General features: G+C 61.6%; 15 protein-coding genes and 1 tRNA gene. 8 read left to right on the top strand and 8 right to left on the bottom strand.

The features are described from left to right. Positions 1-21: 21 nt before the first annotated feature. Together BUC24_RS20130 and BUC24_RS26740 are read left to right on the top strand one after the other, a co-directional pair. A complete protein-coding gene (locus BUC24_RS20130) occupies positions 22-2,055 on the top strand; it encodes an NADPH-dependent 2,4-dienoyl-CoA reductase (protein ID WP_073220890.1) in 2,034 nt (677 codons plus the stop codon). 308 nt (positions 2,056-2,363) lie between these two features. Further along, a complete protein-coding gene (locus BUC24_RS26740) occupies positions 2,364-2,897 on the top strand; it encodes a hypothetical protein (protein WP_143167601.1) in 534 nt (177 codons plus the stop codon). 161 nt (positions 2,898-3,058) lie between these two features. Here BUC24_RS26740 and BUC24_RS20120 read toward each other — a convergent pair whose 3' ends face one another. The 3 genes from BUC24_RS20120 to BUC24_RS20110 all read right to left on the bottom strand — a co-directional run bounded on the left by BUC24_RS20120 (position 3,059) and on the right by BUC24_RS20110 (position 6,901). Beyond that, positions 3,059-4,180 (bottom strand): beta-ketoacyl-ACP synthase III, encoded by a 1,122-nt coding sequence (locus BUC24_RS20120; protein WP_073220884.1) that lies wholly within the window; start codon positions 4,178-4,180, stop codon positions 3,059-3,061. Positions 4,181-4,291: 111 nt separating this feature from the next. Continuing rightward, positions 4,292-5,725, bottom strand: a complete 1,434-nt coding sequence (locus tag BUC24_RS20115; RefSeq protein ID WP_073220881.1) for a S41 family peptidase — start codon at positions 5,723-5,725, stop codon at positions 4,292-4,294. Between the two features lie 93 nt (positions 5,726-5,818). Beyond that, a complete protein-coding gene (locus BUC24_RS20110; RefSeq protein ID WP_073220879.1) occupies positions 5,819-6,901 on the bottom strand; it encodes an acyltransferase family protein in 1,083 nt (360 codons plus the stop codon). Between the two features lie 193 nt (positions 6,902-7,094). On the opposite strand from BUC24_RS20110, the gene BUC24_RS20105 reads away from it, so the two are divergent. The 4 genes from BUC24_RS20105 (at position 7,095) to BUC24_RS20090 (ending at position 14,055) form a co-directional block, all read left to right on the top strand. Beyond that, a complete protein-coding gene (locus tag BUC24_RS20105) occupies positions 7,095-9,290 on the top strand; it encodes a TonB-dependent receptor plug domain-containing protein (RefSeq protein ID WP_073220876.1) in 2,196 nt (731 codons plus the stop codon). 92 nt (positions 9,291-9,382) lie between these two features. Beyond that, positions 9,383-11,419 (top strand): M13 family metallopeptidase, encoded by a 2,037-nt coding sequence (locus tag BUC24_RS20100; protein ID WP_178372592.1) that lies wholly within the window; start codon positions 9,383-9,385, stop codon positions 11,417-11,419. A 231-nt stretch (positions 11,420-11,650) separates the two neighbouring features. Further along, positions 11,651-13,009: a putative O-glycosylation ligase, exosortase A system-associated gene (locus tag BUC24_RS20095; protein WP_073220868.1), complete on the top strand. Its 1,359-nt coding sequence runs from the start codon at positions 11,651-11,653 to the stop codon at positions 13,007-13,009. After that, positions 13,006-14,055: an acyltransferase family protein gene (locus tag BUC24_RS20090; protein ID WP_143167600.1), complete on the top strand. Its 1,050-nt coding sequence runs from the start codon at positions 13,006-13,008 to the stop codon at positions 14,053-14,055. Before BUC24_RS20095 ends, BUC24_RS20090 begins: the two co-directional genes overlap by 4 nt. Here the strand turns inward: BUC24_RS20090 and BUC24_RS20085 are convergent. From BUC24_RS20085 to BUC24_RS20060, 5 genes are all read right to left on the bottom strand, one after another. Next, on the bottom strand, positions 14,021-15,238 hold the full coding sequence (locus BUC24_RS20085) for an SGNH/GDSL hydrolase family protein (RefSeq protein ID WP_073220862.1): 1,218 nt from the start codon (positions 15,236-15,238) through the stop codon (positions 14,021-14,023). The genes BUC24_RS20090 and BUC24_RS20085 overlap by 35 nt on opposite strands. A gap of 8 nt (positions 15,239-15,246) precedes the next feature. Further along, a complete protein-coding gene (locus BUC24_RS20080; RefSeq protein ID WP_073220859.1) occupies positions 15,247-16,785 on the bottom strand; it encodes an MBOAT family O-acyltransferase in 1,539 nt (512 codons plus the stop codon). A gap of 168 nt (positions 16,786-16,953) precedes the next feature. Then, entirely contained in the window at positions 16,954-19,209 is a 2,256-nt protein-coding gene (locus tag BUC24_RS20075) for an RIFT barrel domain-containing protein (protein WP_229448460.1), read from the bottom strand. 348 nt (positions 19,210-19,557) lie between these two features. After that, entirely contained in the window at positions 19,558-21,729 is a 2,172-nt protein-coding gene (locus BUC24_RS20065; protein ID WP_229448458.1) for a hypothetical protein, read from the bottom strand. Positions 21,730-21,874: 145 nt separating this feature from the next. Further along, on the bottom strand, positions 21,875-22,756 hold the full coding sequence (locus BUC24_RS20060; RefSeq protein ID WP_073220851.1) for a c-type cytochrome: 882 nt from the start codon (positions 22,754-22,756) through the stop codon (positions 21,875-21,877). Between the two features lie 198 nt (positions 22,757-22,954). Here BUC24_RS20060 and BUC24_RS20055 point away from each other — a divergent pair. Beyond that, positions 22,955-23,030: transfer RNA gene (locus BUC24_RS20055), tRNA-Arg, on the top strand. Positions 23,031-23,284: 254 nt separating this feature from the next. Continuing rightward, on the top strand, positions 23,285-23,581 hold the full coding sequence (locus BUC24_RS20050; RefSeq protein WP_073220848.1) for a helix-hairpin-helix domain-containing protein: 297 nt from the start codon (positions 23,285-23,287) through the stop codon (positions 23,579-23,581). Positions 23,582-23,865 lie beyond the last annotated feature (284 nt).

Genomic DNA, 23,865 nt, shown 5'->3' with positions numbered 1-23,865 from the left:
TTACTTAAACCTATAACTAGAATGACAAATCAAACCTACCCCCACCTGCTCGCTCCACTCGACCTTGGCTTCACGACGCTGCGCAACCGCGTCATCATGGGATCGATGCACACCGGTCTGGAAGACCGCTTTTTCAACTACGGTAAGCTGGCGGCGTTCTACCGCGAGCGCGCCAAGGGCGGGGTCGGGCTGATCGTCACTGGCGGCATCTCCCCCAACCGCCAGGGCTGGCTGCTGCCGTTTGGCGGCACCATGAACTTCATTGGCGACATTTTCAATCATCGCAAGGTGACCAGTGCGGTGCACGAAGAAGGCGGCAAGATCCTGATGCAGATCCTGCACTCGGGCCGCTACGGCTACCAGCCGTTCGTGGTGTCGGCCTCCAGCAAAAAATCGCCGATCTCCAAGTTCAAGCCGAAAGCGCTGACCGAGAGCGGCATTGAAGCGACCATCCGCGATTACGCGCGCTGCGCAAAACTGGCCAAGATGGCCGGCTACGACGGCATCGAAGTCATGGGCAGCGAAGGCTATCTGCTCAACCAGTTCCTGTGCGCGCGTACCAATCTGCGCCAGGACAGCTGGGGCGGCAGCATCGAGAACCGCATGCGCCTGCCGGTGGAAATCATCAAGCGCATCCGCAAGACGGTGGGCAATGACTTCATCATCATGTATCGCCACTCGCTGCTGGACCTGGTCGAAGGCGGCAACACCTGGGAAGAAGTGCTGACGGTGGCGCACGCGCTGGAAAAAGCCGGCGTCACGATTCTCAACACCGGCATTGGGTGGCATGAAGCACGGGTGCCGACCATCGTTACCTCGGTGCCGCGCGCGGCCTTTGCCAGTGTGGCCGGACGTCTGCGGCGCGAAGTCAAGATTCCGGTGGTGGCATCGAACCGCATCAACATGCCATTCGAAGCAAACGACATCATTGCCCGCGGCGACGCCGACATGGTCTCGATGGCGCGTCCGTTCCTGGCTGATTCGCAGTTCGTCGTGAAGGCCGCCAGCGGCCGCGCTGACGAAATCAATACCTGCATCGGCTGCAACCAGGCCTGCCTGGACCACACCTTCTCCAACAAGCGCGCCAGTTGCCTGGTCAACCCGCGCGCCTGCCACGAAACGGAACTGGTCTACAAACCGGCCGCGGTCAAGCGCAAGGTGGCGGTGGTGGGCGCCGGTCCGGCGGGCCTGTCGGCGGCCACGGTGGCGGCCGAATGCGGCCATGACGTGACCCTGTTCGATTCGAGCGACAGCGTGGGTGGCCAATTCAAGATCGCCATGCAAATCCCGGGCAAGGAAGAATTCAACGAAACCATCCGCTACTTCAGCAAGAAGATCGAGCTGACTGGCGTCAAGCTGCGCCTGGGCCAGCGCGTCACGCGCGACGAGTTGCTGGCCGGCGGTTATGACGACGTGATTGTCGCCACCGGCATCAAGGTACGCATGCCGCCGATTCCGGGCATTGATCACCCGAAGGTACTGTCGTATATCGATGTGCTGCAAAAGAAGGTCCCGGTCGGCAAGCGCGTGGCCATCATTGGCGCAGGCGGTATTGGCTTCGATGTGGGCGAGTACCTGCTGCACAATCCTGCCCATCCTTTGCCGCTGCCGATTCCCACCTGGGCTGGCGAATGGGGCGTGGACTTGAACGCCACCACTAGCGGTGGCCTGGTTAAACCGGATGCACCGGAACCGGTGCGCCAGCTGTTCCTCATGCAGCGCAAGACCAGTAAACTTGGTGCGGGCCTGGGCAAAACGTCCGGCTGGGTGCACCGCGCTACGCTGACGCGTAATGGCGTGGTGATGATGGCCGGTGTCGCCTACGACAAGATCGACGATGAAGGCATTCACGTTACCGTGGGTGGCGAAGCGCGCCTGATCCCGGTTGATCACGTCGTCATTTGCGCGGGCCAGGACAGCCTGACCGAATTGATGCCGCCGGAAGGCAGCACGGGCGGACCGCGCTTCCATAAAATTGGCGGCGCAGCCCTGGCGGCGGAACTCGATGCCAAGCGCGCCATCAAGGAAGGCGCGGAGCTGGCTGTCAGCTTGTGATGCGATGGGTGGGCGCAGTTTGCGTGCTGGTTTTCTGCGCCATCGCCTGGGGCCTTTACTTGAAAAGCGACCCATGCCGGGATGGCGCTTCGCAAGTCGTTCAACCTTGATCATCAAACACATCGCCCTCGCGAAGGTGCTGGCACATGCGCCAGCCCCATACCACTTCTCCGAATTCGGGAACATAGCATGGTCCCCCGCCTGCGCGAGGGCGATGTTGTTTTGCGACGCGGGTTTATTTAACACCTCGCAGCCCTGGCTGTCAGTCAGTCATCCTCGTCAGCACGGCGATGTTGTATTCTGCCCTGATGAAATCACATTTATTTGTTCTGCTGCTTTTCTGCGGTCTCACGCTCGCGCCAAGCGCCAGCGCCGGCGATTGCGTGCGCGCCGAACCCGAGCCTGCTTTTAGCAGTGCGCAAGCGGGCGTGCTGAAACATCGTTTTGTCGCGCGCTCCGGGCAAGAAGCCGACGAGAATCTGACGCTTGCAAACGGTGAAACGGTCCATATCCGGCATGGCGGATGCGAGTATGTGGTCACCGAATTGCGCATTCGCGGAATTCATCTTTTCTCCGGCGTGGTTACGCCGTCTGCGGCATATGCGAAGGCGGCGCAGCTGTTGCGGCGCCTGCACCGACTCGCTGACCGTAGCGGGTTCGATCTGGCGCTGGCTGCCCACACGCTTGATGCGGCCGGGCAGCGCAATGTGCCCTATGGCGAATCGGTTGCCGTTGAGGGCGATGGTGTCGAATTCCTGCAGGCGCGAGTCCAGCTCGATAGCGCCGGACGCAAAGGGAAGAGGGAATTTTTGCACGTGTCACTGATCCGCGGACCTTTGTGACAGCATGAACTGGTGCGGCAGACTGACTGCCACCAGCACATCGCCCTCGCGAAGGCGGGGGGCCATACCACTTGTCCGAATTCGGTAACATGGTATGGGGCTGGCGCATGCGCCAGCACCTTCGCGAGGGCGATGTTGTTTTGTGCTTGCGGGGTTTTGCTTTACTTCTTGCGCACCACCACGCAGCCAATCGAGTACCCCGCGCCGAACGAGCAGATCACGCCATGCGAACCGGATGGCATGTCGTCCTGGTACTTGTGGAAGGCGATGATGGAACCGGCCGATGACGTATTGGCATAGGTATCCAGAATCACCGGCGCTTCCTGCGGCTCGGCATCGCGCCCCAGCAGCATGCGCGTGATCAGCAGATTCATGTTCAGATTGGCCTGGTGCAGCCAGTAACGCGACACTTGCTCGATCTGCAGACCGGCATTGGTCACCGTCTCCTTGATCATTTCAGCAGCCATTGGGCACACTTCCTTGAACACCTTGCGGCCCTGCTGGCGGAACAGCTTGTCCGGCTGGCCCACGCCATTTTCATCGAAGCGGTTCAGGAAGCCAAAGTTGTTGCGGATGTTATTCGAGAACTTGGTCTTGAGCTTGGTGTCCAGAATTTCGAACTGGTGCGTGCTGCGCGCGGTGTCGGCCGCTTCCACCACAATCGCCGTGCAGGCATCACCAAAAATGAAATGGCTGTCGCGGTCACGGAAGTTCAGATGACCGCTGGTGATTTCCGGATTCAGCACCAGCACTGCGCGTGCCTGACCACTTTGCACGGCAGCAACCGCGGTCTGAATGCCAAAGGTGGCCGAGGAACAGGCCACGTTCATGTCGAAGCCGTAGCCATCAATGCCCAGCGCTTCCTGCACTTCCACCGCCATGGCCGGGTAGGCGCGCTGCATGTTGCTGCAAGCGACCAGTACCATGTCAATGTCGGCGGCGCTGCGGCCGGCGCGGTCCAGCGCCTGGTGCGCGGCGGCCACGCACATTTCCGCCTGTAGCGACAATTCTTCGTCGCCCCGTTCGGCAATGCGCGAGGTCATGCGTGCGGGGTCCAGAATCCCCGCCTTCTCCATCACATAGCGCGATTTGATACCGGACGCTTTTTCAATAAACGCAGCGCTCGAGCCTTCCAGTGCCGTCACTTCGCCAGCGGCGATGGCGGCGGCATTGTCGACGTTGAATTGCTCGGCGTAGGCATTGAAGGCCACGACCAGTTCTTCGTTCGAGATCGAATTGGGCGGCGTGAAGAGGCCAGTGCCACTGATGACGACTTGTTTCATAGTAAAACTTTCAAATAGGATAAGCCGGGGCAGCCCGGCGCGTGGGGCTGATTCTACACAATGGCAGGAAGGCGGGGCAAAAAGCGCTGGCCGGAAACCAACATTGTGTCTTTACGGCGTGGCTGGCCTGCTCTGATGTGCCAGGCTGGCCTTGGTGGACTTGGACAGTTGCATCGGCTGGCCCTTGAGATGGCGGATCGCTTGCTGCAGCTGGAAATCACTGGCGCTGCCGTATTCAAGCGGCTTGCGGTTGCGCTCTGCCGCAACCAGACGCATCTGCTCTTCCAGCTCGTCGTTGGTGGTTTTTGTTTCTTCCTTGTCGCGGTCGTTGATCAGATGCTTTTCCAGGTCGGCTTCGCGCATGCGCAGGCCGGCCAGGGCATCGCCTTCAGCGGTTTCATCGACCAGGAAATCGGGCACGATGCCCTTGGCTTGGATGGAGCGGCCCTTCGGCGTGTAGTAGCGCGCGGTGGTCAGCTTGACAGCGGTATCGCCCGACAGCTGGCGGACCGTTTGCACCGACCCCTTGCCGAAGGTCTGACTGCCAATGATGGTGGCGCGTTTGTAATCCTGCAGGGCGCCAGCGACAATTTCGGAGGCCGATGCCGAGCCGGAATTGACCAGCACCACCAGCGGCACGTTTTTCAGGGCGGCCGGCAGGCGCGCCAGGGCGTCGGTCTCGCCGCGTGCTGCGTAAAATTCGGGGTTGCCCAGGTAATGCTCTTTCGAGTCGGTGCGCTGGCCGTTGGTGGAGACCACTTCCACATCCTTGGCCAGGAAGGCGGCCGAAACTCCAATGGCGCCTTGCAGCAGGCCGCCCGGATCGTTGCGCAGATCGAGCACCATGCCCTTGATTTGCGGATCCTGGCGATACAGTTCGATCAGCTTGGCCGCCATGTCATCCAGGGTCGGCTCCTGGAATTGTGAAATGCGCAGCCAGGCGTAGCCCGGCTCGATGATTTTGCCTTTGACGCTTTTCTGGATGATTTCCTGGCGGGTGATGCTCACGATCAGGGGCTGCGGCAAGCCCTTGCGCAGGACCGTCAGGGTGACCTTGGTATTCGGTTCGCCGCGCATTTTTTTGATGGCCTCGTCAATGGCCATGCCTTGTATCACGCTGTTGTCGACACGCGTGATCAGGTCGCCGGCCTGAATGCCAGCGCGCCAGGCGGGGGAATCCTCGATGGGCGCCACGATGCGGATGTAACCTTCTTCGCTCATGCCGATTTCGATGCCCAGGCCGACAAACTTGCCTTCCGTGCCTTCGCGCAGTTCGCGGTAGGCCTTCTGGTCCAGGTAGGCTGAATGCGGGTCGAGCGAGGCAACCATGCCCGAGATGGCTTCGGTGAGCAGCTTTTTGTCCTGTACCGGTTCAACATAGTCGGACTTGATCAAGCCATACACATCGGCCAGCTGACGCAATTCTTCCAGTGGCATGCCCTGGCCCACCGGTTTTTGCGCGATCGCGGAAAACTGCATCGAGATGGCAATGCCAGCAATTGCACCAATGCCGATCAGGCCGGAGTTCTTCAGTTTGGGACCCATGGATTACCTGCTTGATAAATGCCGCCTGTGTTGGCGTGAATCCAGTATAAACCTGAAATTGGCAGCTGCGCGCTGCGCCTGGTGAATTCGCTGTTACGCCATGCCCTGGGCCGCCAGTGGCGCCGGCCGGTCGAAGCGGCGCCGCAGCCAGTCACGCTGGCGCTCCGTGAACACGCCGCATGCATACGTGGCGAGCCCGATGCAGACGGTCAGCAGCAGGACGTCGAAGGCGCCGCCCGTCTCCACCCCATAAAACTGTTCCCACCAGCCCAGCACCAGGCCGTGCGCAAGATACAGGGGAAAAGTGTAGGCGGCCAGCGCGCGGATGGGCTGCTGCCACCGGGCCGGCACGGTAAAGCAGGCCTGACGGGCAAAACAGAAGTGTGCATACATCAGCACCGCCACCAGGTAATCGGCCAGGTAGCGGTTGGCGCTGCTCAGTGGGAAACCGGGGAAGGGCCACAAGGCCACGCCGGCTTCGCGTAAAACCACGTCCAGCGCCAGCAGTTTGTACGCCAGCAGGGCGGCCAGCGTGAGCACGCAACCGGCGCGCGCCTGCGCCGTGCTGATGGCCAGTAAGCCTTGGTAGCGGTACAGGCAGGCGCCTGCCAGCCAGACTGGCAACAGCAGCCACAACTTCGGTCCCATGACCAGCAGTACCAGCGCTGTCAAGAGCCAGCGCCATCGGCCGCGCCCATAGAACACGACACCAAACAGCACGTAGTACCAGACTTCGTAACCGAGCGACCAGTAGGGCACCAGCCAGGGCGGCGTTTCCGCCAGCGTCCACAGTTCGCCCATGAACAGCAGGTGCATTGGCAAGTAGACCCAGGGCTTGAGCAACTGGTAGCCGCTTTCGACGCTGACGCCAGCGATATGCATGGCCAGCAGCCCGGTGCCAAACGCCAGCAGCACCAGCGGCGCCGCCACCGCATAGATACGGGCAGCGCGTGCCACCACGTACTGGCGCAGGGTCAGGGCTTTTTCCACGGCGCTCCAGGCGATCACGAAACCGGACAAGATGAAAAACACAATCACCGCTTCCCGCCCGAGGTTGTGGCCGGCGGCCTTGACGGCGGGGCCAAACACCCCATGCTGGGTGTAATGGGAAAGCACCACCAGCGCGGCGGCAGTAAAGCGCACCAGGTCAAGGTACAGGGAAAAGTGTTTGTCCATCGGGTCGCTGCTGGTTGAGTTTCTGATTTGCAATAAAAGGGGGGGCGTACGCCCATGATCATAACCTGCTGTCGCAAAATGCCCTGTTTATGTATCGAAAAGTAAAAAAGCCGAAGCCGCTTGTCCCGGGGCAAGCTGGCGCCAGCTAGAATGCCACTCTCGCTCCGTCTCCGCGGGGTTGCGCATTGGAAACATGAATCGATTGCTCCTTCTCACCTGCCTGGCCGTGCCTGTCGCTGCGGGCGCCGCCGGTCAGGCCGTCTTGCCGGCCGACGTTGCCGTGCCGCAGCCCGCTGTTGCACCGGTGCCGCAAATTACCGTGAGCGGCGCGCGCGCCAACGAAACCGAGCAGCGCCGCAATGCGACCGCCTCGAAGATGATTTTTGGGCGCGAAGAACTGGACCGCAATGGCGACAGCAATGTCGGCGAAATCCTCAAGCGCTTGCCGGGCGTGACCATGGGCGGCCCGCCAGGGCGCGGTGGCGGCGGCGTGCGCATGCGCGGCATGGGCAATGGCTACACCCAGATGCTGGTCAACGGCGAACGGCCGCCGGCCGGTTTTTCGCTGGAGTCGCTCGCGCCCGACCAGGTCGAGCGGATCGAGATCATGCGCGGCCCGGTGGCCGAACACAGCACCCAGGCCATTGCCGGCACCATCAACATCGTGCTGCGCGAGGGTTACCAGCAAAAAGATATCCAGCTCAAGGTGGCCGACAGCGTCGAGGCAGGACAGCACAGCCCCAGCCTGTCGCTGACCATGCCCGGCAAGCAGGGGGCGCTGACCTGGTTGCTCAATGCCGGTCTGTCGGGCAACCGCCAGCAGGAGCAGGGCGCCAGCCTGTACCAGGACAGCACGCCTGACGGCAGCCTGGTGCGCGACCAGACCATCAGCAGCCACACGGACCGCAGCAGCCGCGGCCTGCAGCTGATGCCGCGTCTTTCCTACCGCTTTGCCAATGGCGACACGGTCAACTTCCAGCCCTTCCTGTTTGCCAACCGCTCGGAATTCAACACCAGCGCGGTGCTGACCCAGCGTGCCGGCCCCAGCACGCCCGAGTACGCCCTGGCAGTGTCGAACGGCAGCGCTTCGGCCACCTTTTTGCGCGGCTTTGGCAACTGGCTGCACAAGCTCGACGATGGCGCCAAACTGGACGTGAAGTTCGGCTTCGGCGGCGGGCGCAGCCGCAACGACACGCGCCGCAATCAATACGATGCCGACGGCGCTCTGAACGGTGTGTTTGTCGACCAGGACAGTTCGCGCAATGCCGGCGCATCGACCGGCGGCAAGTACACGCGCTCGATGGGCAAGGGACACCAGCTCGCGGCTGGCTGGGACCTGGAAGCCTTGCACCGCACCCAGGATGCGCTGGCCCTGCGCGACGGCCAGTCGCGCTTTGGCCAGAGTGGCGACAATGTAAGCGCCGACACGCGCCGCCTGGCAGGGTATATCCAGGACGAATGGGACATCACCGCGCAGTGGGGCGTGTACCTGGGTTTGCGCTGGGAAGGCATCCGCACGGCGGCCACCAGTGGCGCGCGCGACATTCGCAACACCAGCGCCGTGTGGAGCCCGGTGCTGCATACCGTGTGGCGCATCCCCGGCCACGACAAGGACCAGCTGCGCGCCAGCCTGACCCAGAGCTACCGCGCGCCCCAGGTCAATGACTTGATCGCCGCGCCCAGCTTCAGCGAGCCGAACAGCCCGACCCGGCCCGACCGCAGCGGCAACCCCGATCTGAAGCCGGAACTGGCGCAGGGCATTGACCTGGCGTACGAACATTACATCGGCAAGAGCGGCATTGTCAGCGTGAGCGGCTTTGTGCGCCAGATCGACGACCTGATGCGGCGCGCTTTGACCACCTACCAGGCCAATGGCCAGACGCGCTACTTGTCCACCCCGTCGAACGTGGGCAGCGCGCGCACCAGCGGCATTGAGCTGGAAGCAAAAATGCAGCTGGCCGACTTGCTGCCCAACGCGCCCAGCATGGACGTGCGCGCCAATTACAGCCGCTTCTGGTCCAGCGTGGATGGCATTCCCGGACCCGACAACCGGATTGACGGGCAAGCCAAACAGACCGCCAATGTGGGCGCCGATTACCGCATGAAAAAACTGCCGCTGACCCTGGGCGGCAGCTATAACTGGACCCCGGCCGTACTGGTGCAGGTGAGCCCTACCGAGCGCGCCAGCACGGGCGTCAAGCGTCAGTTTGATGCTTACGGTTTGTGGAAGTTCAGTCAGAATACGCAATTGCGCGTGGGTGCCAACAACCTGCGCAACGAGGATTACCTGGCCGGCCGTGTGGTGGCGACCGATACCGGTTTTGAAAGCGCCAGTTCGACGGCGCGCACTTACACCACCTGGAGTGCCAGGTTAGAAATGAAACTGTAGTTTTCCCAGCGCGGCCACAAGCCGTTTTCTTCCAGCCTTACCAAGGACTTACTGTGAAACGTTATTTGCTTTCCACCCTGACGCTGAGCCTGATGGCCGCGTTCGCCGGCGCCGCGGAACCAGCGGCCACCGCTGCTCCCGCCACGACCGCCGCTCCCGCCGCAGGCACCCTCGCTTCCGGCATCAGCACCCAGTACGTCGATCCGGCCGTGCGCGCCCAGGACGACATGTTTGTCCACACCAATGGCGGCTGGCTCAAGAGCACTGAAATTCCAGCGGAAAAAGCCAGCTGGGGCAGCTTCGCCAAGCTGCGCGACGATGTCACGCCGCAAATCCGCTCGATCATCGAAGCGCTGCAAAAAGATGACAGCCAGAAGGCCGGCTCGCAGGCGCGTAAAGTGGGCGATCTGTACGCCAGCTATATGGACGAAGCGCGGCGCGATGAACTGGGCTTCAAGCCGCTCAGCGCCGAACTGGCCAAGATCCACGGCCTGCGCGACAAGAAGGCGCTGCCAGCCATGTTTGCGCACCTGACCAAAATCGGTGTGACCGCGCCGTATGGCGTTTACGTTGGGCAAGATGCGCGCGACTCGACCCGCTACGCCGCCCACGTGTACCAGAACGGCCTGGGTCTGCCCGATCCCGACTACTACCTGAAGGCGGATGACGCAAAGATGGCCGACATCAAGGCCAAGTACGAAAAACACGTGGCCGAGATCCTCGGCATGGCGGGCCGCAAGGATGCCGCCGCTGCCGCCAAGGCCATCGTGGCACTGGAAACCGAACTGGCCAAGGTGCAGTGGACCAAGGTCGAGCAGCGTGACCCGGTCAAGAGCTACAACAAGGTGAGCCTGGCCAAGCTGAACAGCCTGACCCCGGGTTTCGACCTGAAAGCGTCGATGGCAGCGACCGGCATTTCTGCCAAGACCGATTACGTCATCGTCAGCGAGCCGAGCTATCTGACTGGCTTCAGCAAGGTGCTGGCCAAGACCGACCTGGCAACCTGGAAATCCTATCTGGAATGGCAACTGCTCAACAGCTATGCCGGTTACCTGTCCAAGCCATTCAGCGATGCCCACTTTGCCTTCTTCGGCACCGCCCTCACCGGCGTGACCGAGCAGGAACCGGTGTGGAAACGCGGCGTGGGCCTGGTGGAGGGCGCCATGGGCGAAGCCGTCGGCAAGCAATACGTGGAGCAGTATTTCCCGGCCGAGCGCAAGGCGCGCATGGAAGTGCTGGTCAAGAACTTGCTGGAAGCTTTCCGTCAAAGCATCGACACGCTGGACTGGATGGGACCGGCCACCAAGAAAGAAGCCCAGGACAAGCTGGCCAAGTTCACACCCAAGATCGGTTACCCGAACAAATGGCTGGACTATAGCGCGCTGACCGTCGCCCGTGACGATCTGGTGGGTAACGTGATGCGGTCGAACACCTTTGACTACAACCGCAACCTGAACAAGCTGGGCAAACCAATCGACCGCGACGAGTGGGGCATGACGCCGCAGACCGTGAATGCGTATTACAACCCGCAGTTGAACGAAATCGTGTTCCCGGCGTCGATTTTGCAGCCGCCATTCTTTGACATGAACGCGGACGACGCAGCCAACTACGGCGGCATTGGCGCGGTCATTGGCCACGAAATCAGCCACGGCTTCGACGACCAGGGCAGCCAGTTTGACGGCAACGGCAACCTGCGCGACTGGTGGACCGCCGAAGACCGCACCAAGTTCAAGGCCAAGACCGCGATGCTGGTCAACCAGTATGGCGCCTACTCACCCGTGGACGGCTACAAGGTCAATGGCGAACTGACGCTGGGCGAAAACATCGGCGACAACTCCGGTGTGGCGATTGCCTACAAGGCGTACAAGCTCTCGCTCAAGGGCAAGACCGCACCGGTCATCGACGGCCTGACCGGCGACCAGCGCTTCTTCATGGGCTTTGCCCAGGTATGGCGCATCAAGATGCGTGAAGCCAAGCAGATCCAGCTGGTCAAGACGGATCCTCACTCGCCAGGCAAGTTCCGCGCGAACGGCACCTTGATGAATCAGCAGGGCTACTACGATGCGTTTGGCGTCAAGGAAGGCGACAAGATGTATCTGCCGCCAAAAGAGCGCGTCACGATCTGGTAAACACGCTGTTGCATGATTTCAAAAAGGCCACGTAAGTGGCCTTTTTTACATCTTTCGCAAGCGAAAAGCAGGGTCTCTCGCGTACAATGCTTGCACATCAAAACGGCAAGGAATGATTCAATGGAAACGCTACTCTGGGCTTGCAATCTGCTCGCAGTTGTCTACCTGTGCTTCTGGGCATTGCGCCAGGACGGCGGCCTGCCACCGAAAAAAAACAAAGTGAAGTAAGCCATGCGCGATCTGTTTTTCCTGGCCTTGCTGCCACTGATGCTCTACACCATGGCCAGACGGCCCTTCATTGCGGTGGGCATGTGGCTGTGGACCGCGATGTTTTACCCGAATGCCTGGCTGTACGGCATGGCCAACGGCTTCCGCTATAACCTGATTTTCACCGGTCTGGCCATGCTGGGCTACCTGGTCATGCGCGACAAGCCCAAGGTCAGCTTTGGCGCCATTGGCGGCCTGGTGCTGATGTTCTTCCTGTGGACAACGGCGTCCACCATCATGACCGAGGGCTTGCCTGAAGTGACCTGGGAATTCTGGTCGCGCTTCCTCAAAGTATTCTTGCTGTTTGTATTTGTGATCCTGATCGTCAGCAAAAAGCTGCATGTCGACTTTGTGCTGTGGTGCGTGGCGCTGTCGATCGGCTTTTACGGTTGCCTGGAAGCGCTCAAGTTTGTCGCCAGCGGCGGCGGCCACAAGATCGAGGGCTTCCAGGGCCACGTGCTGGGCGACCGCAATGAACTGGCGCTGGCATTTGTCATGACGCTGCCGATCTGCGCCTATCTGCTGGGCGAATACGGCAAGCAATCAAAAGTGCTGCGGCTGGCGCTGCTGGGCGCAATGGGTTTGCTGGTGGCGGCCGTGGTCGGCACCCAGTCGCGTGGCGGTTTTGTGGCCTTGCTGGGTCTGGCAGCCTACTATTTCGTCAAGAGCGACCGCAAGGTGCTGCTCTCGATCCTGGGCGTGGCACTCGTCATGGCCATGTCGTACGTGGTATCGGACGAATGGACCTCGCGCATGGACACCATCGGCGAAGCCAATGCCGACGCCTCCTTCATGGGTCGCGTGGTGGCATGGAAGCTCAGCTTCATCATGGCCACCCGCCACCCCTTCTTCGGGGGCGGTTTCAAGACTCTGGAATACTTCCCGATGTGGCAGTCGCTGTCGGCGGACTTTTTCTCGTATGCCTTCTTCTATACGGGCGACACGCTGCCGGAAACGCACCGCGCCCGCGCTGCCCACTCGGTCTACTTCCAGGTGCTGGGTGACCACGGCTTTGTCGGCCTGTTCATCTATCTGTGCATGCTGGTGCGGGTGTTCCTGACCACGCGCGCGCTCTCGATCAAGGCCCGCCTGCAAGCCGAGACGGCCTGGATCGCCACCCTGGGCACCATGCTCCAGCTGTGCCTGTTTGCTTTCTGCCTGGGTGGCGCCGCCCTCAGCTTTGCTTATTTCGACTTGCTGTTTGCAATTTGCGCCCTGGTCCAGGTGCTGCATTCGCGCATTCTGCCGGCCACGCTGGCCGCGGCGGCAGCGGCCGCCGCGGCGGTCGTGCCCAAGCCGGTGCCAGCGCCTGCGCCCGCATGAACCAGAATTTTCTCAAGGGTCTGCTGATCATTCTGGTGATCGCAGACCACAATGAATTTACCCGTTCGCTGTTCCCCGAATTCTTCCGCGGGCTGACCTTCCACGTGGTCGGTTTCATGACCATTCCCTTCCTGCGTCCCCCCATGCAGGTGGCAAGTAGCGCGTTTGCCAACTACGTCTTCCGCCTGTATTACCCCTTCCTGCTGCTGTGCTGCACCTTGTGGCTGGTGGTCACCGTCAGCGGCAGCACGCCGCTGGCCACCCGGCTGGGTTTGCTGGGCGCCGTGCTGTACAGCGGCAATGCCGATTTGCTCAAGCAAGTTGTGCACATGGGCTTGCTGTGGTTCCTGCCCTCGTTTATCGCCCTGGTGACGATACGCAACCTGATCGACACGCAGGGCGGGCGGGTAAGGCAAACGGCGCTGGTGCTGCTGCTCGCTGCCCATCTGGTGATCGGCATCGTGGCCAAGGCAACCCAGGATTATTTACCGCTGGGCCTGCTGCCAGCGCTGTACATGATTCCTCTGGCCTACGCCGGTGTAGCCGCGCAACAGCGCTGGTTCGCGCCCATGGGCACGGCGCCGGCAATTGCCCTGTCAAGCTTGCTGTTTGTGGTGGTCAAGGCGCTGCAGATGCATTTGCGCCTGGAAAACGAAGTGGGATTTGCCTTCGTGGCGGATGTGCGCACGCCGCTGGCGCTGGTCATCAATGATCTGGAAGCCGTGTGCGGCACCTTGATGCTGTTCCAGATCGCACGTCTGCCGCTCGATGGGGTGATCGCTGCCTGCGGCAAGGTCAGCATGCAGATCTACCTGTTCCACGCCTTTGTTGCGCTGGCGATTTACAAGCTGCTGATGCTGGTATCGCCGCAGGGCTCGCCTGTGTGGCAGTTCCCGCTCTCGATGGCCGCCACTGTGCTGCTGACGCTGGCATTAGCCAGGCTGGTCATGCAGACGGCGCCGCTGCGGCGCTGGCTGTTTCCGCGCAGCCTGGACGACTTGCGTGGCAAGGCTAGTGATGTGCCAGCAAGCCCGCAGTCTCCTTGAACAGGGCCGGGTTGGCCGCCAGGCATTGCTGGCGTTCGCGCGTCAGGCGGGTCCGGTTGGCAGCCAGGCTGGCGCTGTCGAGAACGGTGCCAAAGGCAGGATCCTGGTCCGGCTGATCGAGTATGCGCGCCAGCATCAGATTGCCCAGCGCGCCTTTGAAGTGGCCCGCTTCCCAGTACCAGCGTGTCACGCTGCGCCGGTCGCCCTTGGCGGGAATGGCTTCGCACTGGTAGGGCGCATAGCCACTGAAATCCCATAAGGTAATCTTGACGTCGGGATGGGCCGCGCGCGCCGTGGCCACCAGGGCGGTCAGGCGGGTGCGCCACTCGTCGAGCATGGGTTCCATGCCGGCGTCGTCAATCAGCGCCATCAGCTGCGCATGGTAGGGATAGATCACCACATCGACCCGGGCGCCGTCCTGGGCCCCGTGTTCGATCACAGCGCGCAGCTGCTCGAAGCTGGTGGCGCTGCCGTCGGGGCCGACCAGGGCGCGCGGCAATTTGGCCAGGCGTTTGCCATATTCCAGCGCGCGCTGCTGGAACAGGGCATGGTAGCCATCTTCGCGCGCCATCTTGCCGTATTCGCGCAGGGGATTGAAGCCTTGCATGCTCATCATCGGCGCCTCGGGCGCGTCTTGCAGGCGCATGGTCTTGAGTGCGTCGCGGAGCGAATCAAGTGAAAAGACGGCATCGAAGCGCCAGGCCAGTTCGGCGGCGGGCGAAGCCGCCGCGGTGGCCGGCGCCGGTGCAGGCGGACGGGCCGGATCGAGCGGCGCGTCCAGGAATTCGGCGCCCACAATCAGGTGGCGTGGGTGCTGGCCCATGCGGTGCAACTGTTCCAGCTGCTCGCGCGCCACCTGAATCCGGGTGCCGGCCAGGGCCAGGTTGTAGGGCGTGTGCCCGCCAGCGGCCAGGGCCGGGTAAGCCGGGTCGAGGCCGATTTCGGCGCGCGAATTGCCGACGATGAGCACATCGCCGTGGATGGCGCGCACCCCGGCCAGCTTGATCTGCTTCTGGTACCGTTCCGGCTGCGGCTTGACCTGGTTGAAGCCGGGCCGCTCCACCAGACCATACAGGCGGTAGGGATCCACGGCCACCACCAGCGCCGCGCAGGCCGCCGCCCCGAGCACCGTCACGGCGCCGGTCCAGGCCAGAAAACGGCCGAAGTGGGTCGATGATTCCATGCAAGTCCTCAGAATTGGAAGTACAGAAATTCCGCGGGCCGGCTCAGGGACAGCAGGCTGCCCAGGCACAGCACGGCAATGACGGCGGCCCAGCGGCGCGACGGCTGCAAGGCCAGCTTGCCGGCGCCGCCATCACGCGCCAGCTGATAATCGAGCGCGGGCCCATAACGGCCCATGATCTGCTGGGTATTCGGGAACAGGAAGGCAAGCGCGGTGGCAAGAGCGACCCAGCTCCAGGTTTGCACGAAGCGGCTGCCGCCGCCCAGGTAGAAATCGACCCCGGCGCGCTCCAGGCTGGCACGCAGGCTGCCCAGATGGTTGCCGATTGAATCAGGCAAGCCCACGCCATAGGCGCCGAACAGGCCGCGCACGATGGTGATGGCGCGCTCGAAATCGGCGGAACGGAAAAATACCCAGGCCACGCACACCGCGCCAAAGGTCAGCAGCAAGGCCGCAGCGCGCCAGGCCGTGTTGCCGGTATTTAGGCGCAGGCGCGCCGCCAGGGCTGCCCAGGCGTGATTGATCATCAGATAGCTGCCGTGCAGGGCGCCCCAGATCACAAAATTCCAGCCGGCCCCATGCCACAGGCCGCCCAGCACCATGGTGGTCATCAGATTGGCATAGCGGCGTGCGGTGCCGTGGCGGTTTCCGCCCAGGGCGATGTACAGATAGTCGCGCAGGAAGCGCGACAGCGTCATGTGCCAGCGGCGCCAGAATTCAATGATGTTGACCGCCTTGTAGGGCGAATGGAAATTGAGCGGCAGGCGGATGCCAAACAGGCGCGACAGCCCGATGGCCATGTCCGAATAGCCGGAAAAATCGAAATACAGCTGGAAACTGTAAGCCAGCACCCCGCCCCAGGCCAGCAGCAGTGATGGTTGCTCGGTGCTGTCAAAAAAGAAACCGGCATGCGGGGCCAGATTGTCGGCAATCAGGACTTTTTTCGCCAGCCCAATCGCAAAGATGGCCAGCCCGATGGCGAAGTTGGCGCGGCTGGGACGGTAGCTGGCGTCCTGGTCGAACTGCGGCATCATTTCCTTGTGATGCAGCACGGGTCCGGCAATCAGGTGCGGGAAATACGTGACAAACAACAGGTAGTGCACGAAGCGGTATTCGCTCACTTTGCCCTGGTAGGTGTCGACCAGGAAAGCGATCTGGGTAAACGTGAAGAAGGAAATGCCGATTGGCAGGACCACGTGCAGCGCCTCAAGCTGGCTGCCGCTGAGGGCGTTGACGCTGCCAATGAAGAAGTCGGCATACTTGAAGTAGGCCAGCAAGGCCAGGTCGGCCGCGATGGCGCCGATCAGCCAGCGTTTGCGGGCGCCTGGCGTGGCGCTGTGGCCAATGCGCCAGCCTGCGCCGTAATTGAACAAAATCGAGGCCAGCAGCAGCGGGATGTAGGCCACGCTCCACCAGCCGTAAAACACCAGCGAGGCCAGCGCCAGCCATGCGGCCGCAGCGGTCTTGCTGCGGCGGGCAAGGCCGAAGAAACCCAGCAGAACCACGGGCAGATACAGGAACAGGAAACTGAAGGAGTTGAACAGCATCGGGCGCGATCAGGCATCAGGCAGATCATGACTTTAACAGAAGATTGCCATTTAAGAAACAAGTTCAGCAGCCTCTTTGATCTGGCTCGCACAGCGATGCAACAGCGTTAACGACAACGGGGGCAAGGCTTGCGCCTTGCCCCCGTTCAGGGTGGGTTGCCTTGCAGCTTAGCGCGGCAAGATCGCGAACTGCGGGCCCAGGCCGTAATCGGGCTTGACGCTGCGCGCCATGAAGATCGACCAGGCCGTGGTGCCGGACGTGCCGCCCACTTCGGCCGCATACGCCAAGGCAGGTTGCATGTTCGACGGATAGCCGGTGTTCGAGTCCGAATAGCCCGTCATTTCACCGACCCGCAGCGACAGCGCCGTGGCCATGGCGTTGCTGTTGCAGCCCAGCGGCAGCAGGGACGCTGGTGCACTGGCCCGGTACGCTTCGCCCATCGAGGTGTAGAACGGACCGTTGGCGCCGTTGCGGATATTGAGCGAATAAATGGCACCCGAGATCCAGCATGCATCCGGGGACGTCATGCGCATGATCGGGAATTTCGCCTTCCACTTCAGCAACGGCAGTGCTTTCGTGTAACCGAGTTCATTGATGTGACCGACGATGGCCGTGAAGAAGTCATCCATCCACGGGGCCATGCCGGAACCGCCGTTGTAGCCCATGGCCGAACTATGGGTCAGCACGCCAAACACGTTGGTGTCTGGATTGTTGGTGTAGTTCAGGTTGTACCAATCCAGGTTGTTGTTGACGAAGTTGTTCAACTGGCCTTTGAGCGGATCGGCATCGGGCGTGATGTAGGCGGCTTCGCCCACGGTGCGCAGATCCCATGCCTGGCCGCGCACCTGATCGGCCTTGATCAAGCCTTTTTCATGGTCGCGGTAGCCTGGGTTGGCCATGAAGATGTCCCACATCGCCCAGAATTGCAATTCTTCCAGGTAGTAGTAGTCACCCGTGACCAGATACGGCAGGTAGGCAAAGGCGGGCTGATGGGCGCCGTCGTGCGTGTAGGGCGTGTTGCAGTCGGCACCGGCAGCGCACTGCGGGAAGGCTTCAAAGTTCTTGGTGACCGGATTGTAGGTGTCGGTTTTCTGACCCAGAATTGTCATGTACGGATAGTCAACCACGCTGACCGGACGGTCGGTATTGCGGTCACGGTAGTGGGCGGACCAGCTGCCGGCCAGATCGGCCGTGCCCAAAGTCACATCCTTGGCGCGCTTGTCCTGCGTCATCAGGTAAGTGGCAGCCCAGGCAGGGAGAATACCGATATCGTCACGGCCACCGGTGGTCGGCATGTAGGCCATGGCCAGGCCCACGCCCATGGGCTCGGTCTTGGCGCCGCTAAAGGCGGTTTTCCACGAAGCCAGCTTGGCTTCGGTGAAGCGCACGTTGGCATCGAAATTCGGCAGCGCGCGGCTGTTCAGGATGTAGCGCACATTGTGCTTGGCGTGCACATACGGCTCGCCGCCGGTCCAGAACACCTTGCGCCAGCGTGCGTGGTTGTAGTGCGTCAAGCCCGCCTTGGTGTAGACGGCCTGGCCGTTGACCGTGACTTTGGCGTCGTAGACGAAATTTTGCGGATTTGGCTCGAAGGCCCAATTGTTTTCCACCGTGACATCAACCCGCACCTGGCTGGTGCCGGTAAAGGCGCGGATCGCAAAGCGGGCGGTCAGGTGCGGATGCGGCGTGCCGTTGGCATCCTTCAAGGGCGCCGACACCATCCACTCGTTGGCCACAGGACCCGACAGCCAGGTCTTGTAATTACCGGAACGCAACAGCGAATCGGCCGAGGCAGTGTAGGGCTTGCCGGCGATGGTGGCGCTGACATTGGTCGTGAAGCCGCTGTCGAGCAGCGCGGTTGGCGCGGTCGGGGCCGCATCGGCGCTGGTGGCCACGCGCGTCATCTGGACGATTTGCGACTGGCCGACCAGCAGGTTGTTGAGTTTGGCCGAAATGATGGCGTGGCGAACCGAACCGTCCGGATGGCGCGCCTTGACATTGACTTGCAGCGGCACACTGGTGCCGTCGTTCAGGCGGCCGGTGACAGTGTGGCCGGCGTCCAGGTCGCCTTTGGCAAACACCTGGCCAAAGGTGACTGGTACCTTCGGCTGGGGCGTGGTCGTGGTCGCTTCGAAACGGATATTGGTCACCACGTTTTCGCCCACGATGTCAGCATCGGTTGGCGGCGTGGTGTTCGATGGCGGCGCTGGCGTCGGCGTCGGGGTCGGCGTCGGTGTTGGCGTTGGCGTTGGTGTGGGCGTCGGGGTGGTGCCGGCAGGCGGCGTCACCTCGGTCGGTGGCGTGCCAAGCACGGCAGGCGACTTGGCGGAGGATGAATCGCCGCTGCCACCGCAGGCGGACAGCAACACGCCACTGAGCAGGGCGACCATCAGGCCGGATGTTTGATGAGAAATTTTACGCATGTAGTTTCCAAAAAGCAGTACAGAGTCAGGACGAAATAATGCAGTACGTCAAGATTACTCTGTTCAATTAAATGCCGGCAGGAAATTTTAATCGTGCGTGAGATTTCGCAGGGAATACAACACTAAATTAGTGGGAAACAAACTCAGTTCACTAACAAATTCCGCGATTTCGCCGGTAAATTCTTCCATGTTGCCAACAACGCCATGACCGTTATCAGTTAGATACTTTGCCTAAAACTCAATTATCGATTGGCATTATAGTGCCTAAAAGAATATAAAAGATACCGAAAAGATTTCACCTCCGGCAAGTTGCGGAGGGGGTGGCGGGGCAGTGGAAGGCAGGACGATTTACTGGCGGGGGATGATGGCGAACTGCGGGGCTGTGCTGTAATCGGGCTGAATTTTGCGACTGACGAAACGGGCCCAGGCGCGTTCGCCCGCCGCGCCGCCTGCCTCCGCGCCATATGCAAGTGCTGGCTGCAGGTTCGATGGATAGCCGGCATTGGAGCTCGCGTACCCGCTCATCTCGCCTGTTTTGAGCTTGAGCGCCTGCGCCATTTCGGGGCTGGCGCAAGGCAATTGGGCAATGCTGTCGGTGTTGCTTGCTTTCCACACCTGAGCCATGTCGGCATAGATCGGTGCCTTGGCACTGTCGCGCACCTTGAGCGTGTAGGCAGCTGCGGTCAGCCAGCATGCCCCTTTGCCTTCCATGCGGGCGATGGGGAACCGCACCTTCCAGGCCAGCAGCGGTATTGCCTGCTCAAAGCCGAGTTCGGCGACATGCCCCACGGCGGCCGTGAAAAAGTCATCCATCCAGGGCGCCAGGCCCGTGTTTTCGTGATACACCACGGCGTAGCCATGGACCAGGGCGCCCAATTGGTTGGCGTCTTCATTATTGGTGTAAGTACGGTTATACCAGTCCAGATTGGCATCGAGCATGGCGCGCAGCTGGGCCTTGAACGGGTCGGCGTCGGGCGTGATGTACGCTGCTTCGGCCAGCGTGCGCAGACTCCAGGCCTGGCCGCGCACCTGTTCGCCCTGCAGCAAACCCTTGGCATGCTGGCGGTAACTGGGGTTGTTCATGAAGGCATTCCACATGGCCCAGAACTGCAATTCTTCCAGATAGTAATAGTCGCCCGTGAGAAGATAGGGCAGATAGGCAAACGCCGGCTGGTGCGAGGCGTCGTGGGTGTTGGGTGTCTTGCAGCCGTCGGGCGTGGCGCAGGGCGGGAAGGCTTCGAGTTTCTTGGTGGCGGGATTGAGCGTGTCGCTGCGCTGTCCCAGTATCGTCATATAAGGGTAGTCGGCCAAGGTGACCGGGCGTCCTGTGGCCTTGTCGCGATAGTGGGACGACCAGCTGCCGGCCAGATCGGCCGTGCCCAGGGTGACCAGGCGGGCGCGCGCATCCATGCTCAACAAATAGGCAGCGCCCCAGGCTGGCAGCAGGCCCAGGTCGGGGCGCCCGCCAGTAGTGGGCATGTAAGGGTTGGCCAGCCCGACCCCCATGGGTTCCGTGGCCGGGCCGGTCCATGCCCGCTGCCAGCCGGCCAGGGCAGATTCGGCCACCACAATGCGCTGGTCGTAATTGGGCAGGGCGCGCGAGGCGATCAGATAGGCGCTGTCGTGGCGAACATGTATTTGCGGTTCGGCCCCCCACCAGAACACCTTGCGCCAGCGCGCGTGGTGAAAGTGGGTCAGGGCCTGGCGCTGCCAGACCTGCTTGCCGCCCACGCTGATGCTGGCGTCATAGGTAAAGTTGCGCGGTCCCGGCTCAAAAGCCCAGTCGTTTTCCACCGTCACATCAACCCGCGCCCTTGACCCGGCCGCGCGCACGGCAAAGCGGGCGGACAAGTGCGGGTGGGGCTTGCCATCGGCGTCGGTAAAGGGCGCGTCGAGCAGCCATTCGGTGGCGGCCGGGCCAGCCAGCCAGGTAGTGCTGTCATGTTTGCGAAGCAAGGCATCGGCCGACGCTTGATATTTTTTTCCGTCAACGGTCAGGCTGACACCGGCGCGAAAACCTTTTTCCAGCAGCGTGGCCGCTTCGATTGGCGCGCTGGCGGCCGGCGCCGCTTTGAGCAGACTGAGGCGTAACGGCTGTCCTGGCGCCAGCGCGGGCACAATGGCGGAAATAATGGCGTGCCGCACTGAACGATCCGCGTGACTTGCCTTCACATCGACCTGGAGCGCAATCCGGGTGCCATCGTCCAGTTTACCAACCAGGCTTTGGCCGGCCGGCAGATCGCCTGCGGCAAAGATCTGGCCAAAGGTAAGCGGCACAGCGTTCTGAACTGCATCCGCCGTGCTCTCGAGCCACAGGGCGGTAATGGCGCCAGGCATTGGTTTGACGGGCTTGGGCAAGCGCGCGGCTTTGGCGGCCGCGGCGGGCACCGGCGAGGCGGGGGTGGTCCCCGGCATGCGCACCGGATGGCCTTCCGGCAAGCCAACCGCCTGTGCCAGGGCGGCCGATGGCAGCGACGCACTTGCAAGCAGGAATAGCAGACCAGTCAGAAAGCGCGGCATGGGCAGGCGTGCAGAAGTGGCAAGTACCGCATGATAGACCGATTGGCCGACAGATGGGTTTGCCGGGCACTGTACTGTATACATGGGGGCGGCGACAGACGTAAAAAAACCGCCCCGAAAGGCGGTTTGATGTGCGTAGCGCAAATTACTTCGAAGCACCCACCATGTAATCCACAGCAGCTTTGACTTCGTCATCGGACGCGCTCGAGCCGCCTTTGGCAGGCATCATCCCGGCTTTGCCCTGGAAGCCCTTGACGGCGTGCTCGTACAGAACCGGGTTGCCTTGCTTGATGCGGGCTGCCCAGGCAGCTTTGTCGCCGACTTTGGGTGCACCAGCGATACCGGCGCCGTGGCAAGCCACGCAACTGGTGTTGAATACTTTCTGACCGTCGATGGCGACTTTTGCAGGTTCGGCTGCCGGTGCAGCTGCTGGTGCAGGCGCTGCGGCAGGCGCTGCGGCTGGCGCGGCAGCAGGTGCTGCGGCGGCATCGGCAGCTGGTGACGGAGTGGTGACCAGCGCTGGTACTTTCGGTTCATCGAATTTGGCGCCAGCCTTGTTGGCCATGAATACCACGGCACGGGCCACTTCCACGTCGTCCAGGTCAGGATTGCCGCCCTTGGCAGGCATGGCGTTCAGGCCGCCGATCGCGTGCTTGACCAGGGTGTCGACGCCTTGTGCAATGCGCTTGCCCCAGCCAGCAGCATCGCCGAGTTTTGGTGCACCGGCCGCGCCGCTGGCGTGGCAAGCGGCGCAGTTTGCGTTATAGACAGCATCGCCAGCGAGCAGCACTTTCGGTGCGTTGGCGTCTTTCAGCGTGTAGCCTTCGTCAGCGATTGGACGCACACGGGTTTCCACGGCAGCGGCGCTTTGGCTTTCCGTGCCGGCACCTTCGAGCTTGGTGGTGGTCACGAATTTCACCAGCAGAATGATGCCGATGACGGTAACCAGGAAAAAGCCAGCGATCGCAGCGACCAGCTGCTTAGGGGTCCGGATCGCGGATTCGTGTTCGTTGTGTGCGTCGCTCATGATGTCCTTAGTACTATTTTCAAAAAGCTGCGTGGGCGCTTGCGTTTTGCATAGGGATTGTGCAAATGCTCGCCAAACCCGCGATTATAGACCCAAAGGCCCTGTTTTGGAACGCAAATTGCCCGTGGAACGACACTTTCCATGGACGCAGTGGCAGAAAAACGGTATCCTTCGGCTCTCTTCAAGTAATCCCCCTACGCGGCTGTAGCTCAGTGGATAGAGTATTGGCCTCCGAAGCCAAGGGTCGTGGGTTCGATCCCCGCCAGCCGCACCAGTTTTTCCCCTTCATTGTCTGTCGAGCGTGTACTGCCAAGGAAGCGGCGCGCACATCGTTTCGCATCAGCCTGCCGTTTCCCCTTGCATCGCCCCACTACGCATTGCGATATCAACAGCGCCTCTACTCCAACCCCGTGGTCAGACCTCCGCTCGGTCACATTGCAAAAAACGGGGTCAGACCCCGGTGTATACTTTGCGACTGAGGTCTTCTTCAATGCACCCGCGCCATTCTCGGAAAGCGGTTATCGGCCCATGCATCCATCCAAAGTCAGACGCGCACATCTGCAGCACTTCACCGACCTGCCCAACATCGGCAAGGCCGGCGCCGCCGACTTTGCCCTGCTCGGCTACAGCGCACCCGCCCAGCTGCTTGGCGTCGATCCCTTCCATCTGTATCAGGCGCTGTGCCGTGCCACCGGCCAGCGCCAGGATCCCTGCGTGCTCGATGTGTTCATGTCGGTGAGCGATTTTCTGGCTGGTGGCGCGCCGCGTCCCTGGTGGGATTTCACCGAAGAGCGCAAGCGCCGCTACGGCCAGTTGGCGCTTTAGCCATCTTCCATGGCCTGGCGCCGCACGTCGGCATTCGCGCCAGCTCCGACTGCGGCTTTGCGGCGTAATGACAACACACGCTTAATTGTGCGACATGCCATTCTGTCCAAAAAAATGATAAAATGACATTCCGCCGTTCAATTGAACAGCACTTTTTCTTGTCTGCCGGTGCATAACAACAGTGTTACAAAATGCGCTTTTTGACCACGTCAAACTGCGTATAGTGGCCTTGCATCGGGGTGCGAAAACCGGCCCGTTTCCGTTCTTGCCGCGTCGGCTTGATC

It is taken from the genome of Massilia sp. CF038 (assembly GCF_900129765.1).
GTDB lineage: Bacteria > Pseudomonadota > Gammaproteobacteria > Burkholderiales > Burkholderiaceae_D > Telluria_A.
This window is presented reverse-complemented; position numbering and strand designations above follow the sequence as displayed.

Bases quoted from the DNA above. Each gene is read 5' to 3' on its own strand.
- BUC24_RS20080 (WP_073220859.1), bottom strand. From the start codon at position 16,785: ATGCTGTTCAACTCCTTCAGTTTCCTGTTCCTGTATCTGCCCGTGGTT.
- BUC24_RS20120 (WP_073220884.1), bottom strand. From the start codon at position 4,180: ATGAAACAAGTCGTCATCAGTGGCACTGGCCTCTTCACGCCGCCCAAT.
- BUC24_RS20075 (WP_229448460.1), bottom strand. From the start codon at position 19,209: ATGCGTAAAATTTCTCATCAAACATCCGGCCTGATGGTCGCCCTGCTC.
- BUC24_RS26740 (WP_143167601.1), top strand. From the start codon at position 2,364: ATGAAATCACATTTATTTGTTCTGCTGCTTTTCTGCGGTCTCACGCTC.
- BUC24_RS20085 (WP_073220862.1), bottom strand. From the start codon at position 15,238: ATGGAATCATCGACCCACTTCGGCCGTTTTCTGGCCTGGACCGGCGCC.
- BUC24_RS20090 (WP_143167600.1), top strand. From the start codon at position 13,006: ATGAACCAGAATTTTCTCAAGGGTCTGCTGATCATTCTGGTGATCGCA.
- BUC24_RS20095 (WP_073220868.1), top strand. From the start codon at position 11,651: ATGCGCGATCTGTTTTTCCTGGCCTTGCTGCCACTGATGCTCTACACC.
- BUC24_RS20065 (WP_229448458.1), bottom strand. From the start codon at position 21,729: ATGCCGCGCTTTCTGACTGGTCTGCTATTCCTGCTTGCAAGTGCGTCG.
- BUC24_RS20115 (WP_073220881.1), bottom strand. From the start codon at position 5,725: ATGGGTCCCAAACTGAAGAACTCCGGCCTGATCGGCATTGGTGCAATT.
- BUC24_RS20100 (WP_178372592.1), top strand. From the start codon at position 9,383: ATGGCCGCGTTCGCCGGCGCCGCGGAACCAGCGGCCACCGCTGCTCCC.
- BUC24_RS20060 (WP_073220851.1), bottom strand. From the start codon at position 22,756: ATGAGCGACGCACACAACGAACACGAATCCGCGATCCGGACCCCTAAG.
- BUC24_RS20050 (WP_073220848.1), top strand. From the start codon at position 23,285: ATGCATCCATCCAAAGTCAGACGCGCACATCTGCAGCACTTCACCGAC.
- BUC24_RS20105 (WP_073220876.1), top strand. From the start codon at position 7,095: ATGAATCGATTGCTCCTTCTCACCTGCCTGGCCGTGCCTGTCGCTGCG.
- BUC24_RS20110 (WP_073220879.1), bottom strand. From the start codon at position 6,901: ATGGACAAACACTTTTCCCTGTACCTTGACCTGGTGCGCTTTACTGCC.
- BUC24_RS20130 (WP_073220890.1), top strand. From the start codon at position 22: ATGACAAATCAAACCTACCCCCACCTGCTCGCTCCACTCGACCTTGGC.